The following is a 14,510-nucleotide window of genomic DNA, read 5'->3' as shown; positions in this document are numbered from 1 at the left end:
GCACACACCGCAAAACCCCTGAAATCAGCCTATTACTTCGTAGCTCACTTCAAGTATTTCAATCTCACGCACCCCAACAGGACTCTGAAAACGAATCGAATCCCCTTCTCGACTCTTGATCAAGGCTCGAGCCAGCGGAGAAATCCAGCTGATACGCCCCTGCGCCACATCGGTTTCGTCCACACCAACAATGGTGTAGGTGTTCTCAATACCATCCGCCTCGGCGATTGTTACCCGAGCACCAAAGAATATCTGGTCGTTATTGCCTTGACGCAACGGATCTACAACTTCGGCGTTCTCGATACGCTTGGTAAGGAAGCGGATACGGCGATCAATTTCACGCAGGCGCCGTTTGCCATATATATAGTCGCCATTTTCGGAGCGGTCGCCATTCGATGCTGCCCAGGCAACCACCTCAACGACACGTGGCCGCTCACGTTTGACCAGATGCTCAAGCTCGTCTTTCAATCGGGCATGACCGGCCGGGGTAATGTAATTACGCGTTCCAGGAGGAAGCTTCAATGAGGGTGAAAGATCCTCTTCATCGTCGCTATCGCTCTCCCGCACGAACGCCTTGTTCATCAGTACCCGATGCTGTAATGCTCGACATCGACGCGAATCAGTTCGCGTCCGAGCAGGGCCGCCGTGTTTTTGGCGAACTGCTCCGCCCACGTACGCTGGTCGCGAAAGCGCGCTTCACCCGCGTATTTGGCGACACTAAGAATACGGTCAACGGCGAGAATCTTGCCTGTCGGAGTCGCGACATCGCACTCCAGAACAGTGAACTCATGGTCGAACCATTGGCGCGCCACGTCGGATGGTGCCCCGCCCGGAAATTTGAATTCGAATTCTTTTTCCTTGCCGAACGAGACAATTACATGATGTTGCATTTCTCTCTCCTCCACGAATCGGATCAAGGTATTCTAGCAAAACAACCGAAGCAATCAGGAGTCGAAAATGTCCCTTCATCCGCTGACTGACGCGGAGGTTAGCCAGATTCATGCCCAACTGCATGAACTGCAGGTGGAGCACCGCGACCTGGATCAGGTCATAACGCACCTTATCGAGAATCCACCGCCGGAAGACTTACTCATTCCTCGACTGAAAAAGCGAAAGCTTTTACTGAAAGACCGGATCATTCAACTGGAAGAGATGTTGGTACCCGATATCCCGGCTTAGTCGTTGTTCGGTGGGACGCGGAAGAATATCCAGTAGACGGCGCCAATAACTCCAGCCAGCGCCAGCTCCCATATTACGGGAATGGCCCAGACGACTCCTGCCAGCACAACCAGCAGGAGGGCAAAGACAGCAATCTTTGCGATCAAAGAATCAGCGAACCAACATACCAGGCAATGGCTGCCATGGCCGCGCTGCAGGGGATGGTCAGAATCCATGCCCAGACGATCCCACCCGCCACACCCCAACGCACAGCCCGGGCACCACGTGTTGAGCCAACGCCGGCAATAGCGCCAGTAATGGTGTGGGTGGTAGAAACCGGGATTCCGAACGCCGTTGCCAAAAATAGTGTAATGGCGCCGCCGGAGTTCGCGCAGAAGCCGCGGGCCTGATTGAGCTTGGTGATGCGATTACCCATCGTCTTGACGATGCGCCAGCCACCGAACATGGTCCCGAGGCCCATTGCGGTATAGCAACAGAGAACGACCCAACCGGGAATGGGATCGCTTGCCGTCGAGATGCCCGCAGCGATCAGCAGCATCCAGATGATACCGACAGTCTTTTGCGCATCATTCCCGCCGTGGCCGAGGCTATAGGCAGCAGCCGAGATCAGCTGGAACCGGCGAAAATGCTTATCAACCTTGCGTGGCGCCATGTTTCGACAAATCCACGAAACGATCACCATCAAGGTGCCGCCAATCATGAATCCGAGGAATGGCGCGACGAAAATGAAGGCGACGATTTTCAGGACGCCGGACGAGATCAGGCTGCCAATTCCCGCCTTGGCGATGGCGGCGCCAACCAGCCCGCCAACCAGGGCATGCGACGACGACGAAGGGATGCCGTAATACCAGGTGATGATGTTCCAGATAATGGCCCCGATCAGTGCGCCGAACACCACGTAGTGATCGACTATCGACGGATCAATGGTGCCTTTCCCGATGGTCGAGGCGACTTTCAGTTGAAACAGGAAATAAGCCAGAAAATTGAATCCAGCCGCCCAGATAACCGCCTGATGGGGCTTGAGAACGCGAGTGGAGACGATGGTTGCTATTGAATTGGCCGCATCGTGAAAGCCGTTCATGAAGTCGAACAGCAAGGCGACAATCACCAAGGTGACGACGACCCCAAGACTGATATTTAGGGAATCCATACCGAGCGATCCGCTCAGGAGTTTTCGAGAACGATGGCTTCAACCGTGCCGGCCACATCCTTGCAGCGATCGGTGACCGATTCGAGCAATTCGTAGATCTCCTTGAGTTTGACGACCTCACGCACATCCGGTTCTTCACGGAAGATTTTGGACATGGCGCTGCGCAACGAACGGTCGGCTTCTGATTCCAACTCGTCTATTTCATGGCAAAACTTGAGGATGGCCGGCGCGTTATCCATGCTGTGCATCAGCTTGATGACCGACTGCACGCAGATGCAGCAATTTTCGGTCACGATCGCCATGGCTTTGGCATCCGGTGGAACACGGGTGATGTCGTACAGAGAGATCGACTCGGCGACGTCCTGCATGACGTCGAGAATATCGTCCATGCTATTGATCAGCTGATGGATTTCATCGCGATCGAAAGGTGTGATGAAGGCCGTGTGCAATTGCGCCAGCGTATCGTGGGTAATGGCATCCGCCTGGCGTTCGAGGGAGTCGATTTCCTCAGCAAAGAGCGTTGCCTGCTCAGGATGATCGACCAGTGCGGCGATCATGTTGGACAAGGCCTTTCCTCCCTGCGCAATCAACTCCGCATGCGCATTGAAAAGATCGAAATACTTGCCCTCCCTGGGCATCAGACGAGCGAACATGACAGTCCTGTTAAGTTTTTATTACAACTCCAAGATTCTATCACTCCGGCACCAGCTACCAAATGCCCGGATAGCGATGAGCAAAGGTCTTCCAGCTAAAATAACGCATGGACATCCCCTCCCTTCCTCCCGACGCATTCGGTGACCGCTTTGCTCTTGACGAGCTGCCCCTGTCCCGGGCACCTGACGGCTACGCTGTCCAGATGCTCGATACCGACAAGCTGCTTGATCGACTCACCGGCACTTTCATGCCAGTCCGCTCCGAACAGCTCGAAGGCCTTTTCGCCAGCTTCGACGCCGCCTACGCCGCGGCGCACACCTGGGTCGAAAAACACTGCCCGAACCCTGACGACCACCGGCTGGCCATTGTGCCGGCCAGTTTTGATCACCTGTTGAAGCGCCACGTCCTTATATATGGCGTTCTCTGCGGTCAACCCTGATTTTGGAGCTACCAATGACACCTTTCCAAACACGCCAGCTTGGCCGCAGCAACTTCGTCGTTCCCGAAGTCTGCCTTGGCACCATGACTTTCGGCGAACAAACCAGTGAGGCCGACGCCCATGCCCAGCTTGATTTCGCACTGGCCGCCGGCATCGGTTTCATCGATACCGCCGAAATGTACGCCGTGCCGCCGCGCGCCGAAACTTGTGGCGCCTCGGAAAGCATCGTCGGGCGCTGGCTCAAGCGCCAACAGCGTGACCAGGTCCAGATCGCCACCAAGGTCGCCGGCCCCAGCCGCAACCTGGGCTGGATTCGCAACGGCCCGCCGGCGCTTGATCGCGCCAACATCCGCGCTGCCCTCGACGGCTCGCTGCAGCGCCTGCAGACGGATTACGTCGACCTCTACCAATTGCACTGGCCCGAACGCAACCAGCCGATGTTCGGCCAGTGGCAGTTCGATCCGAAAAACGAGCGTGAAGGCACGCCGATCCGCGAACAACTCGAAGCGCTCGGCGAACTGGTCGAGGAAGGCAAGATCCGCCAGATTGGTGTCTCCAACGAGCACCCGTGGGGGATCATGGAATTTACCCGGCTGGCCGACGAACTCGGCTTGCCGCGCATCGTCTCGACGCAGAACGCCTACAGCCTGCTCAACCGGACCTTCGAAACCGGCCTGGCCGAAGTCTGTCATCGCCAGCAGGTCGGGCTACTGGTCTATTCGGCCCTCGCCTTCGGCCACCTGACCGGCAAATACCTGACCAACCCGAACGCGCCGGGCCGTATCACCCAATGGCCTACCTTTGGCCAGCGCTACAGCAAGCCGAACGTCGCCCCTGCCGTCCACGCCTACGTTGAACTGGCCCACAAACACGGCCTGACGCCGACTCAGCTGGCCCTCGGCTTCTCGCGTTCGCGCTGGTTCGTGGCCAGCACCATCATCGGCGCCTCCTCGCTGGCGCAGTTGAAGGAAACCCTGCCCGCAATGCAGACGACCCTGTCGCCAGAAATCCTCGCCGAGATCGACGCCATCCACCTGCGCTACACCAACCCGGCCCCCTGATGGAATCGCTTTTCGTCCGCCTGGCCGAGGCCCTGGCCGTTTCCGAAATTGGCCAAAAAATCCGGTTGACCGTAGCAATCGCCGCCGACTGGCAGGCCGGCCAGCTCGACTGGCGCGACGACACGCAGGTGACACTCGTTTGTGGTCGCCCGGCCAAACCGGAACTACTGGCGCCCAAGGACGTGCCGAATCGCAGCCCTGCCACGCCGGAAGGCCGGGCCCGGCTGCTCCATGCCATCGTGCACATCGAATTCACGGCCATCAACCTTGCCCTCGACCACGCCGCCCGTTTCCGTGGTCTGCCCGAAGCCTATTACGCCGACTGGATCGGCGTCGCGGCCGAAGAAGCCGAGCATTTCGAACTGCTCCGCGCCCGCCTGCAATCGCTCTGCTACGACTATGGCGACTTCCCGGCCCACGCCGGCCTGTGGGACATGGCCGAAAAAACGGTCGACGACGCCCTCGTCCGCATGGCTCTCGTCCCGCGCCTGCTCGAAGCCCGTGGGCTCGACGCCACGCCACCCATCCAGATGAAACTCGAACAAGTCGGCGACCACGAAAGTGCCCGCGTCCTGGACATCATTCTGCGTGACGAAATCGGCCACGTCGGCCTCGGCGACCGCTGGTATCGCCGCCTTTGCGCCGAGCGTGGACTGGACCCGGAAAGCACCTACCGCGACCTGCTGATCCGCTATCAAGCACCATGGCCGCAGGGAAAAATGAACGAAGCGGCGCGCCTCGCAGCTGGCTTCAGCGCGGGTGAACTGGCGGTCCTCGCAAAAAAAAGGTAGAATAATCAGTTCAATGCGTTGATGTTTCGCCCGCAGTTATTCCGAGCAGCCACCGGTCTCGTAGGTTCTTGTGCAGGATTCACCCCATTGATTCGTTCCCCGGCATGGCTGCGTCGGGGTCACCCAGGCCGCCCGACCATCGGGCCAATCCGTCGCCGGTTATAACAATGTGAATGGCGACGATGAAAGGAAACAGCATCTATGTCGTCTACTCCCGACAGCTTCGCCGATCTCGGCTTAAGCGAAACGCTACTTAAAACCCTCATCGAAATCGGCTACGAAACTCCGTCGCCCATTCAAGCCCAATGTATCCCTGTTCTGCTTGAAGGTCACGACCTGATCGGCATGGCCCAGACCGGCACCGGCAAGACCGCCGCCTTTGCGCTGCCGCTGATGGAACAGATTGACGTCAAGCTGATGAAGCCGCAAGCCCTGATCCTGACGCCGACGCGCGAACTGGCCATCCAGGTCGCCGAAGCCCTGCAAACCTACGCCAAGAACCTGCCCGGCTTCCATGTCCTGCCGATCTACGGCGGACAGAGTTACACCATCCAGCTCAAGCAACTGTCGCGTGGCGCCCACGTCATCGTTGGCACGCCGGGTCGCGTCATGGACCACCTCGAGCGCAAGACGCTCAACCTCGACAACCTGAAGACCATGGTTCTCGACGAAGCCGACGAAATGCTGCGCATGGGCTTCATCGACGACGTCGAATGGATTCTCGAACGGACCCCGCCGAAGCACCAGACCGCCCTGTTCTCGGCCACCATGCCGGAACAGATTCGCCGCGTTGCCCAGAAGTATCTGGTCGAGCCGCGCGAAATCAAGATCAAGTCGGCCACCGCCACCGTCGCTGCCGTCCGCCAGGTTTACTGGCAGGTTTCCGGCATGCACAAGCTGGACGCCCTGACCCGCATCCTTGAAGTTGAAGAAGACTTCGACGCCGCAATCATCTTCGTCCGCACCAAGACGGCTACCGTCGAACTGGCTGACAAGCTGTCGGCCCGTGGCTACGCCGCCGCCGCACTGAACGGCGATCTCAACCAGCAGATGCGCGAACGCGTCATCGAGCAGTTGAAGTCCGGCGCCCTCGACATCGTCATCGCCACCGACGTTGCCGCCCGCGGCATCGACGTGCCGCGCGTCAGCCACGTTGTGAACTACGACATCCCGTACGACACCGAAGCCTATGTGCACCGCATCGGCCGTACTGGCCGCGCTGGCCGCACCGGCAACGCCATCCTCTTCGTCGCCCCGCGTGAAATCCGCATGCTGCGCACCATCGAGCGCGCCACGCGTTCGCCGATCGCGCCGCTGACCCTGCCGAGCCGGGCCGACGTCACCAACAAGCGCGTTGCCGACTTCAAGCAAAAGGTCGTTGAAGTACTCAACGCCGAAGGCCTCGATTTCTTCGCCAACATCGTCTCGCAAATTACCGAAGAGCAAAATGTCGGCGCCGAAGAAGTCGCTGCTGCGCTGGCCATGATGGCCCAGGAAGGCAAGCCACTGCAGATCGCCGGTGAAGACCCGCGCCCCGCCCCGGCCCCCTCTTTCGACAGTCGTGACAGCCGCCCCCCGCGTCCGGGCAGCTTTGGCGAGCGTGACGAGCGCAAGCCGCGTTCCAGCGAGCGCGGCGAAAAGCCCAGCTTCGAAAGCCGTGGCGAACGTCCGCGTCGTGAAGAGCGTCCGGCCCGCTCCGCCCCGAGCGGCGACATGGTGCGTTACCGCATCGATGTGGGTCGTGACCACGGCGTCCAGGTCAAGGACATCGTCGGCGCCATCGCCAACGAAGCCGGCATCGAAAGCCGTTTCATCGGCCGCATCGCCCTCTACGACGAATCGAGCACGGTCGAACTGCCGGCCGGCATGCCGGGGGAAGCTTCCAACGCCCTGAAACGTACCCGCGTCCGCGGCGTGCCGATCAACCTGCGTCCTGACGAAGGTCGTCCGGATGGCGGCGCCAGCACTGAACGCAAGTTCGACGGCGAGCGCAGCTTCAAGAAAAAGAGCTTCGACCGCTAATCGTTCTTAAGCGGCAAGACACCCAGGCCACGGCAAGTCCGTGGCCTTTTTCTTGTCCGGAATTTCCTGAACCGGTGATCTGGCATCACCGGGAATTTCATTTTTGGCCGTTTTTTCCGGTTGACCGTGGAATCAACCCAAAACGCTTATTTGATAACTATTCCTATTTACAAGCACCGAAACACTGCCTATGATGAGAACCGTTCTCAACAAAAGGGCATAGACCATGCGAAGCCTGCTGTTCAATACCCTGCTGGCCGGCCTGCTGTTCTGGCTGCTCATTGCCGGCATTTCAAACTGACTTTCCGGCAAGGAGCGATCATGCCAAGCAGCGAACTGTGGGCCGGGGCCTTGAGCCTGGTGCTCATCCATCACGAAACCGGCTGTCAGCAGTCGGCGCTCAACGCCGCCCGTTTGCTCGAACGGATCGGCGACATGACGGATATCGACAGCGAAACCCGAAATCTCTGTGAGCGGGCCAGCAATCGTCTCAATTCAGGCAAGGAGCTGCACCATGCTCGCACCGCTTAAAAACCGCCGACAACTTGAACGCGACAGCGCCGACCCGCAGGGCGACCTCAACCTGCCCGCCGCCGAGGAATCGGGCAGCCACATTGCCCGGCTCGAATCGGAAGTTGCGGCGCTCAGCCAGGCCCTGCGCCACGCCCGCCGGGCGCAGCGCAAAAGCGCCACCGAGGCGACGCGCAAGATCATTGCGCAGGACAACGAAATCAGTCGCCTCAACGAACTCACCGCCAGGCTGCGCCAGCGTTTGAGAAAATTCGAGGCGGGCCAGAGCTTCATCGAATTGGGCTGCCAGTTTCAGCAGCTTGGGGCTGCAAGCAGCGAACACGACGATGCCCAGCACCGCGTCTGGTTCCTCGAAAAAACGATCCGCGCCGCCCACGCCGAATGCCAGCGCATTGCCGGCGAACGCGACGCGCTGGCGATCAAGTTCAACTGCCCGCTGGCCGACAGCCTGTAGCGCCGACGCCTGACAGCCTTCCAGTCGCCGAGAATCAACGGCTGACCTTGCACGGTCAACCGGAAAAATGAAACAAATTTGAAGCAGCCAGCCAACCGGGCACCCGGCCAGCCAGCGAGTCATCGCCAAGGAGCCCGGACATGCAGAACCATCCTTTTCACGTCGCCGGCGGCTGTTTCAGCGCCGCCCAACCCGCAGCCAGCGGAGCATTTTTTCCGCTGACCAAAGCCAAACCACCGGCCGACGTAGCCACCGCGCCGACGGCCGGTTCGCGTCGGCGCAAGCTGTGGGAAATTCCGCACAAATTTCATTGCCCGGTCATCGGCGTCTGTTTTGGCGTCGACGAACTGCGCGGGCTGATGGCCAAGGCCATCGAATTTCCGCGTGAAACCACCGATTTTGTCCTGCACACGACAGCCGTTGGTGCCTGCGAAACCCGCAGCCGACTGGCCGATTTGCTGCACAAGCAACTGGAAAAGCGCTTTCACCTGAGTATCCGTGCCTTTTCCCGCGCCAAGGACACGAGCGCCTTGGCCCGCCTATGGCGCGAATCGGCAGACTCCGGCAGCGATGTTCCCGGCGCGCTGTGGGCCTGCTGGACGCATCCGGCCTGCGATGCCCTCCTCGAACAGGACATCTACGGCGACATCCACATGCTTCAGCATCAGATCGGCAGCGGAACGCGGACCGATCTGACCACCCTCAAGGCGCTGAAAGCTGAAAATGTCCAATTACATAGATTGCTCGACGAAGCACGCCGCGAGATCGAAAAACAGCGTGCCGAAAAATCACTGGAAACGCAGCGACTCGGCCAACGGGTCACCGAACTGCGCATCGAGCTCGCCGGGAAGGATGCCTGCGCCGCCAATCTGGCCGGCTAACTCGACGTCCTGCGCCAAAGCCTGCCTGACCTCAAGGATAGGCAGGCGCTGGCCCGCCGGGCCACTGACGCCGAAGCCCGGGCCTGTGCACTGACGGCCCAGGCCGGCGAACTCGGCCGGGAACTTGAGCACCTGCGGGGATTGGCCAAGCAGGCCGATGAAACAATCAAGTTTCTGCTGGCCGACGGCAATGAGCCAGCCGCCGCACCGGACGCCAAGGCGGACGACGTGTCGGCCCACTTATCGGGCAAATGCATACTCTGCGTCGGCGGCCGTTCCGGCTCAATCGATGCATACCGCCAGATCGTCGAACAGCGCGGTGGGCGTTTTCTGCACCACGATGGCGGGCTGGAGGAAAGCCTGCACCGCATCGACGGCTTCCTGGCCGCCGCCGACCTCGTCATCTGCCAGGCCGGCTGCATCAGTCACAACGCCTACTGGCGGGTCAAGGAACAATGCAAGCGCACGGGAAAGCCCTGCCTGTACATGAAAAACAGCGGCGCCTCGAGTCTTTCCCGGCTGATCGACCTGAACCAGAACGAAGCGCAGCCAACCAGCCCGGCAGCTTAGCTGAGCTGCTTGTCCAGCCAGTTCAGCAATATCGCGTAAAGAATTTCTGGATCGACCGGCTTCGGAACGAAATCGTCCATGCCGGCCGCCAGACAGGCCAGGCGATCCTCCTGGAAGGCGTTGGCGGTCATCGCCAGAATTACCGTGTGCTGACGCCCCGGCAGTTGCCGAATGGCGCGTGTCGCCTTGAGGCCATCCATCACCGGCATCTGGACATCCATCAGAATCAGGGCGTAGTCGGTGGCACCCGCCATGGCGACCGCCAGCGCGCCGTTTTCCGCGACATCGACCTGCCAGCCGAGCGATTCATGCAGCAACTCGAGGGCGACCACGCGGTTGATCTCGTCATCCTCGACCAACAGGATGCGGGCGCCGCCATGCCGGGCTTTCAACTGGCGCTCGGCTTCCGCGCCGGATAACCTGACAGACGGGCTTTCTGCCTCGTCGGCCTGGACATTCCTGGCCAGGCGCAAGGTCAGCGAAAAGGTACTCCCCTCCCCCGGAATGCCCTTCGCAATGACATCGCCCCCCATCAGCCGGGCGAGGCGTCGGCAGATCGCCAGGCCAAGCCCGCTGCCGCCATGCTGGCGGGTAGTTGAACTGTCGGCCTGTTCGAATGGCTCGAAAATACGCTGTACGGCGTCGGGCGATATGCCGATGCCGGTGTCGATGATATCGATCGCCACCAGTACATCGCTGGCGCTTTCCTCGGCAATGACGGCGCGAACCGTGACGCCACCCCGCGTGGTGAATTTGATGGCATTGCCGACCAGATTGAGAAGTATCTGCTGGACACGCAAGGAATCGCCGAGCAGCGGGATTTCGAGCAATTGTGGCTGGATCTCGCGCTTCAGCCACAAGCCCTTGTCCTGGGCGCGCTCGCCCAGCAGGCTGTCGATATTGGCGAACACGCTGCCGAGCCGGAACGGAGCGTTTTCCAGCGCCAGCCGGTCAGCTTCGATTTTCGACAGGTCGAGCACATCGCCAAGCAGGGCAAGAAGATGATTCGCCGCCTGGCTGATCCGGCCCAGATTTTCGCTCTGGGAGGGATCAACGTTATGGCGGGCCAGCATGTGGGTCAGTCCGATGATCGCGTTCATCGGCGTGCGCACCTCGTGACTCATGTTGGCCAGGAAGGCGCTTTTTGCCCGGTTGGCCGATTCTGCGACCTCCTTGGCCTGCGAAAGCTCGGCCGTTCGGTCGGCAACCAGCGACTCCAGATCATCGCGATGGCGCAGCAATTCGGCCCGCGATGCTTCCCGCTCAGCCGCCCAACCGGCTGAAATCCAGCCACCCCAGGCTATGCCAGCCAGGCCGATGAGCCAGATGAACAAATGGCTGAAGCCCAGATTCAAGCGTGAACTTTCAATCTGCTCGAGATATGGCGCCAGCGGCAGATTGAGCCCGGTGGCGCCGCGCATGTCACCTGTCTTGTAGCCGAGGATGGCGTGGCACTTGTCGCAGCCCGGTTCCATGATCATTGCCCGCAGGTAACGCAGGTACGGCTTGCCATTGACCGACTCCACCGCCCAGACCTCTTTTTTGTCGCCGCGCACAAAGGCCTCGAGCTGGGTCTTTTCCCAGACATCCGGGGCATTGCCCGGATTCAGGTAACGGAGCCCGGTAATGCGGCCGCGAATACCATAGTCGGTGGCATACAGATCCATCATCTGGCGCAACATCGAGGCTGGATTGAGCAGGGTCAGCTTGCTCCCGTCAGTGGTCGTAACATCCCGACCCGGCACATGTGACAGCCAGGGCACCGACTTCTGGGTTTCCGTGAGCGGCACATAAACCCCGCCATGCAGCGTCCCCCAGCGGCGAAAAGTGATGTCCTTGTTCAGATTGGCACGCGCCTCGGCGTAGGCCATCCCCATGGCCTGATCCCGGACATTGTGAAAATTCCACACCATCGACAGGGCCAGAACAAAGGTCCACATTGCGGCAGCCAACAGCGCAAGGCGAACTGAGAGAGTTTTTTCGGCCATGATGCTTTCCGGCTTCCATACGAGGCATGAAACGTCATCGAATCTAGCATGAAAATGGCATGCGACGGCAAATCAGCCTGGATATTCTGAATGTGTTCGTGACGTGTCGATTGCAAGTGCCGGCTTGCCAAACGCCCCGACATGGCACTTCATCCAGATACGGACAGACCGGCACCTTCCACGGTCAACCCGAAAAACTCGTCAAATTTGCAACAGTCAGCCTGCCATCGGAATGTAACATCTTGTATCCGAATTGCTAATGCGATACATTCTCATTCGTGTTCTTTGCTTCCCGAAACTGGTAAGCGCCCTGTACGCCCGGTCAGCCAGCCATACGCCAGCCAGCCTGTTTTCAACTGACTAGCCGTAGGACTGCCTTTCAGCGCAAGGGATCAATGCACGCGCAGGCGTCCTGTCCGGTGATTGCACTTCACCCCGATAGGAATATGAAAAAACAATCCAACAAAACCAAGTTCCCGGCCAGCTTCCGGGTACCGGGCATGGCCCAGACCAGCATCGCGCTCGGCGTTTCCACCGCCATGCTGATGCCAATGGGCGTCGCCCGTGCCGATGACGATGTCGAAATGAAGCCGGTGACGGTCATCGAACGCGCCTTCGACCACAACCCCTATGCCGAACCGGATGCGCCGTACAAGGCCAAAAGGTCCGGCGACGAACGTCGCACCCGTCCGCTGGCCGAAACACCGGCAACGATTCAAGTCATGACCAAGACGCAGATCGAGGATTCCGGCTACACCGACCTGCGCGACATTCTCGACGCCCAGCCCGGCATCACACTCGGCACCGGCGAAAACGGCAACGCCTTCGGCGACCGCTACATCATCCGCGGCTACGAAGCCCGTTCCGACACCTTCGTCGACGGCCTGCGCGATCCGGGCATGACCATTCGCGAGAGCTTTGCCGTCGAACAGGTCGAAGTCTCCAAGGGTCCGAGCTCCAGTTTTGCCGGCCGCGGCACGGTCGGTGGCGCGATCAATGCCATCACCAAGCAGGCAACCGTCGACTACGACTTCACCAAAGTGTCCGCTGGCGTTGGCACCGATAGCTACGGCCGGGTCACGCTCGATGCCAATCACGTCGTCAACGACAATGTCGCCCTGCGCGCCAACGTGCTGTATGGCTACCAGCAGGTGCCCGACCGCGATCCCGCCGACCGCGAACGCAAGGGTGTGGCGCTCTCCGGCCTGTTCAAGCCAACCGACAAGCTCGACATCCTGGTCGACTACTACGGCCTGCGTGCCGAAGACAGGCCCGATCTCGGTTCGTGGTTGACCGGCACCGTGCCGAATCGCCGGCCCATGGGGAATTCGCCGGTCTACGCCCAGAATGGCGACTTCCTGACCTCGGATGTCGATACCGTTACCGGCCGCATCAAGTACAAGATCACGCCCAATCTGCGCCTCACCAACCTGACGCGCTACGGCCGCTCGGCAAACGGTTATGTAGCGACGGGGGCCAATGCCAGTTCGACGCTGACCAACCTCAACCTGACCACCCATTCGGGCTGGCAGGATGTCGACTACTTCGTCAATCAGACCAGCCTGGCCTGGGACACGACCATCGCCGGGATGAAACATGATTTCATCTTCAGCCTCGAATACACCGATCACAAGGTACTGAACGGTCTGTATGAGATCGGCGGGATTGTTCGTGGCGCGAACTCGCCCAGCCAGAGCAATGTTCCGGTAGCGTTGGCACAGACTGCGCTGGACAGGACGAACGTCACCAAAAACACCGCCAACTGGGATATCGACTGGCAAGCCAAGGCGATCTCGGTATCGGCCATGGATACCGTCGATCTGACGGAAAAATGGACTGCCTTTGCCGGCGTCCGTTATGACAAGACAGACATTTCGCTGAGAACACGGCAAGCCGCTGTGGGCGGTGGCGCGAGCCCTCCCCCTGTTGGCACCATCAACGATTACGGAAGCCAGAACCAAGGCATGTGGAACAGCCATTTCGGGCTGGTTTACAAGTTCCTGCCCTACGCCAATATCTACGCCGCGTACGGCTCCGCGGCCGACCTCAACGGTGGCGAATCGGACGTCGGCAGCAGTTCGGGCTACGGCGGCATGGTCACCTACAACGGCTCGGCCGCCGGCGCCAAGCCGGAGAAAACCGAAAACATCGAACTGGGAACCAAGTGGAACCTGCTGGGCGAGAAGCTGCTGGTCACGGCAGCGATCTTCCAGACCACCAAGTCCGACGTTATGGAAGGCGCCAATTACGACACAGTCGGCACCTTCAACACCGGCAAGAACCGCGTCCAGGGTATCGAACTCGGCCTGGCCGGCAACGTCACCGAGAAGCTCAGCGCCTTCGCCGGCGTCGCCTTCATGGAATCAGAAGTACTCGGTTCGGCGACCGCGGCAAACGTTGGCAAGCGCCTGAGCAATTTCGCCGACATCACGGCCTCGGCTCAATTGCGCTATCAACTGACGCCCAAGTTTGCCCTCGGTACAGCCGCCAAGTACGAGAGCGAAAAGTACGCCGGGCAACCCGACACGGCCGCTGGCTTCACCCCGGCAACCGGCCTGTATTCGCAGCCTGTTCCGGCCTACACGGTGGTTGACGCCTTTGCCGACTACCGCGTGACCAAGCAGGCCAAAGTACGCCTCAATGTCGGCAACGTGTTCAACGCCGACTATTACCTGGCCGGTTATCGCTCAGGTGCCTTCGTCTACAAGGGTGATGCCATCAACGCACGCCTGACCCTGAACTACGACTTCTAAAAAGGTGGCACGGCCGGACGGATCTGCGGATTCGCCC

The 14,510-nt window shown here is 60.0% G+C and carries 16 protein-coding genes; 10 read left to right on the top strand and 6 right to left on the bottom strand.

Going from position 1 to position 14,510, the window contains the following annotated elements:
- Positions 1-24 precede the first annotated feature (24 nt).
- Both greB and WBK19_RS04120 read right to left on the bottom strand, forming a co-directional pair.
- Entirely contained in the window at positions 25-582 is a 558-nt protein-coding gene (gene greB, locus WBK19_RS04125) for a transcription elongation factor GreB (protein WP_511287205.1), read from the bottom strand.
- The gene (locus WBK19_RS04120) at positions 582-890 is read right to left on the bottom strand and encodes a hypothetical protein (RefSeq protein WP_226404324.1); all 309 of its coding nucleotides are present in this window, start codon (positions 888-890) and stop codon (positions 582-584) included. Before WBK19_RS04120 ends, greB begins: the two co-directional genes overlap by 1 nt.
- A gap of 67 nt (positions 891-957) precedes the next feature.
- Between WBK19_RS04120 and WBK19_RS04115 the strand changes: the two genes are divergently transcribed.
- Positions 958-1,179, top strand: coding sequence for a YdcH family protein (locus tag WBK19_RS04115; protein WP_511287203.1), 222 nt, complete (start codon positions 958-960; stop codon positions 1,177-1,179).
- Here WBK19_RS04115 and WBK19_RS04110 read toward each other — a convergent pair.
- Genes WBK19_RS04110 through WBK19_RS04100 form a run of 3 tightly spaced genes read right to left on the bottom strand, consistent with a single transcriptional unit; the run spans position 1,176 to position 2,982 of the window.
- Positions 1,176-1,325, bottom strand: a complete 150-nt coding sequence (locus WBK19_RS04110) for a hypothetical protein (protein WP_511287201.1) — start codon at positions 1,323-1,325, stop codon at positions 1,176-1,178. The genes WBK19_RS04115 and WBK19_RS04110 overlap by 4 nt on opposite strands.
- Positions 1,322-2,329 (bottom strand): inorganic phosphate transporter, encoded by a 1,008-nt coding sequence (locus tag WBK19_RS04105; protein WP_511287199.1) that lies wholly within the window; start codon positions 2,327-2,329, stop codon positions 1,322-1,324. The genes WBK19_RS04110 and WBK19_RS04105 overlap by 4 nt, the downstream gene beginning before the upstream one ends.
- Before the next feature lie 14 nt (positions 2,330-2,343).
- Positions 2,344-2,982: a DUF47 domain-containing protein gene (locus WBK19_RS04100; protein WP_511287197.1), complete on the bottom strand. Its 639-nt coding sequence runs from the start codon at positions 2,980-2,982 to the stop codon at positions 2,344-2,346.
- Between the two features lie 107 nt (positions 2,983-3,089).
- On the opposite strand from WBK19_RS04100, the gene WBK19_RS04095 reads away from it, so the two are divergent.
- From WBK19_RS04095 to WBK19_RS04060, 8 genes are all read left to right on the top strand, one after another.
- Positions 3,090-3,422, top strand: coding sequence for a hypothetical protein (locus tag WBK19_RS04095; protein WP_511287195.1), 333 nt, complete (start codon positions 3,090-3,092; stop codon positions 3,420-3,422).
- Between the two features lie 14 nt (positions 3,423-3,436).
- Positions 3,437-4,483: an aldo/keto reductase gene (locus tag WBK19_RS04090; RefSeq protein WP_511287193.1), complete on the top strand. Its 1,047-nt coding sequence runs from the start codon at positions 3,437-3,439 to the stop codon at positions 4,481-4,483.
- Complete coding sequence (locus tag WBK19_RS04085; protein ID WP_511287191.1) at positions 4,483-5,274, top strand: ferritin-like domain-containing protein; 792 nt, start codon at positions 4,483-4,485, stop codon at positions 5,272-5,274. The genes WBK19_RS04090 and WBK19_RS04085 overlap by 1 nt, the downstream gene beginning before the upstream one ends.
- Positions 5,275-5,475: 201 nt before the next feature.
- Positions 5,476-7,296 carry a DEAD/DEAH box helicase gene (locus WBK19_RS04080; RefSeq protein ID WP_511287190.1) on the top strand — a complete coding sequence of 607 codons (1,821 nt, stop codon included), beginning with the start codon at positions 5,476-5,478 and terminating at the stop codon, positions 7,294-7,296.
- A 321-nt stretch (positions 7,297-7,617) separates the two neighbouring features.
- Entirely contained in the window at positions 7,618-7,827 is a 210-nt protein-coding gene (locus WBK19_RS04075; RefSeq protein WP_511287188.1) for a hypothetical protein, read from the top strand.
- Entirely contained in the window at positions 7,811-8,281 is a 471-nt protein-coding gene (locus WBK19_RS04070; protein WP_511287186.1) for a hypothetical protein, read from the top strand. The genes WBK19_RS04075 and WBK19_RS04070 overlap by 17 nt, the downstream gene beginning before the upstream one ends.
- A gap of 140 nt (positions 8,282-8,421) precedes the next feature.
- Positions 8,422-9,162 (top strand): hypothetical protein, encoded by a 741-nt coding sequence (locus WBK19_RS04065; RefSeq protein WP_511287185.1) that lies wholly within the window; start codon positions 8,422-8,424, stop codon positions 9,160-9,162.
- Between the two features lie 141 nt (positions 9,163-9,303).
- Positions 9,304-9,732 carry a DUF2325 domain-containing protein gene (locus tag WBK19_RS04060; RefSeq protein WP_511287183.1) on the top strand — a complete coding sequence of 143 codons (429 nt, stop codon included), beginning with the start codon at positions 9,304-9,306 and terminating at the stop codon, positions 9,730-9,732.
- On the opposite strand, the gene WBK19_RS04055 is transcribed toward WBK19_RS04060, so the two are convergent.
- Positions 9,729-11,720, bottom strand: coding sequence for an ATP-binding protein (locus WBK19_RS04055; RefSeq protein WP_511287181.1), 1,992 nt, complete (start codon positions 11,718-11,720; stop codon positions 9,729-9,731). The genes WBK19_RS04060 and WBK19_RS04055 overlap by 4 nt on opposite strands.
- Positions 11,721-12,166: 446 nt before the next feature.
- Between WBK19_RS04055 and WBK19_RS04050 the strand changes: the two genes are divergently transcribed.
- Complete coding sequence (locus WBK19_RS04050; RefSeq protein WP_511287179.1) at positions 12,167-14,473, top strand: TonB-dependent receptor; 2,307 nt, start codon at positions 12,167-12,169, stop codon at positions 14,471-14,473.
- The last annotated feature ends 37 nt before the right edge of the window (positions 14,474-14,510 follow it).

The organism is Azonexus sp. (genome assembly GCF_049652925.1).
Classification (GTDB): Bacteria; Pseudomonadota; Gammaproteobacteria; order Burkholderiales; family Rhodocyclaceae; genus Azonexus.
Note: the sequence above shows the minus strand (reverse complement) of the source record. Positions and strands in the feature narration are given on the sequence as shown.

What these genes read in the sequence shown, in the direction of transcription:
- greB (WP_511287205.1), bottom strand. Translation starts at nt 582, where the DNA reads ATGAACAAGGCGTTCGTGCGGGAGAGCGATAGCGACGATGAAGAGGAT.
- WBK19_RS04120 (WP_226404324.1), bottom strand. Translation starts at nt 890, where the DNA reads ATGCAACATCATGTAATTGTCTCGTTCGGCAAGGAAAAAGAATTCGAA.
- WBK19_RS04115 (WP_511287203.1), top strand. Translation starts at nt 958, where the DNA reads ATGTCCCTTCATCCGCTGACTGACGCGGAGGTTAGCCAGATTCATGCC.
- WBK19_RS04105 (WP_511287199.1), bottom strand. Translation starts at nt 2,329, where the DNA reads ATGGATTCCCTAAATATCAGTCTTGGGGTCGTCGTCACCTTGGTGATT.
- WBK19_RS04100 (WP_511287197.1), bottom strand. Translation starts at nt 2,982, where the DNA reads ATGTTCGCTCGTCTGATGCCCAGGGAGGGCAAGTATTTCGATCTTTTC.
- WBK19_RS04095 (WP_511287195.1), top strand. Translation starts at nt 3,090, where the DNA reads ATGGACATCCCCTCCCTTCCTCCCGACGCATTCGGTGACCGCTTTGCT.
- WBK19_RS04090 (WP_511287193.1), top strand. Translation starts at nt 3,437, where the DNA reads ATGACACCTTTCCAAACACGCCAGCTTGGCCGCAGCAACTTCGTCGTT.
- WBK19_RS04085 (WP_511287191.1), top strand. Translation starts at nt 4,483, where the DNA reads ATGGAATCGCTTTTCGTCCGCCTGGCCGAGGCCCTGGCCGTTTCCGAA.
- WBK19_RS04080 (WP_511287190.1), top strand. Translation starts at nt 5,476, where the DNA reads ATGTCGTCTACTCCCGACAGCTTCGCCGATCTCGGCTTAAGCGAAACG.
- WBK19_RS04075 (WP_511287188.1), top strand. Translation starts at nt 7,618, where the DNA reads ATGCCAAGCAGCGAACTGTGGGCCGGGGCCTTGAGCCTGGTGCTCATC.
- WBK19_RS04070 (WP_511287186.1), top strand. Translation starts at nt 7,811, where the DNA reads ATGCTCGCACCGCTTAAAAACCGCCGACAACTTGAACGCGACAGCGCC.
- WBK19_RS04065 (WP_511287185.1), top strand. Translation starts at nt 8,422, where the DNA reads ATGCAGAACCATCCTTTTCACGTCGCCGGCGGCTGTTTCAGCGCCGCC.
- WBK19_RS04055 (WP_511287181.1), bottom strand. Translation starts at nt 11,720, where the DNA reads ATGGCCGAAAAAACTCTCTCAGTTCGCCTTGCGCTGTTGGCTGCCGCA.
- WBK19_RS04050 (WP_511287179.1), top strand. Translation starts at nt 12,167, where the DNA reads ATGAAAAAACAATCCAACAAAACCAAGTTCCCGGCCAGCTTCCGGGTA.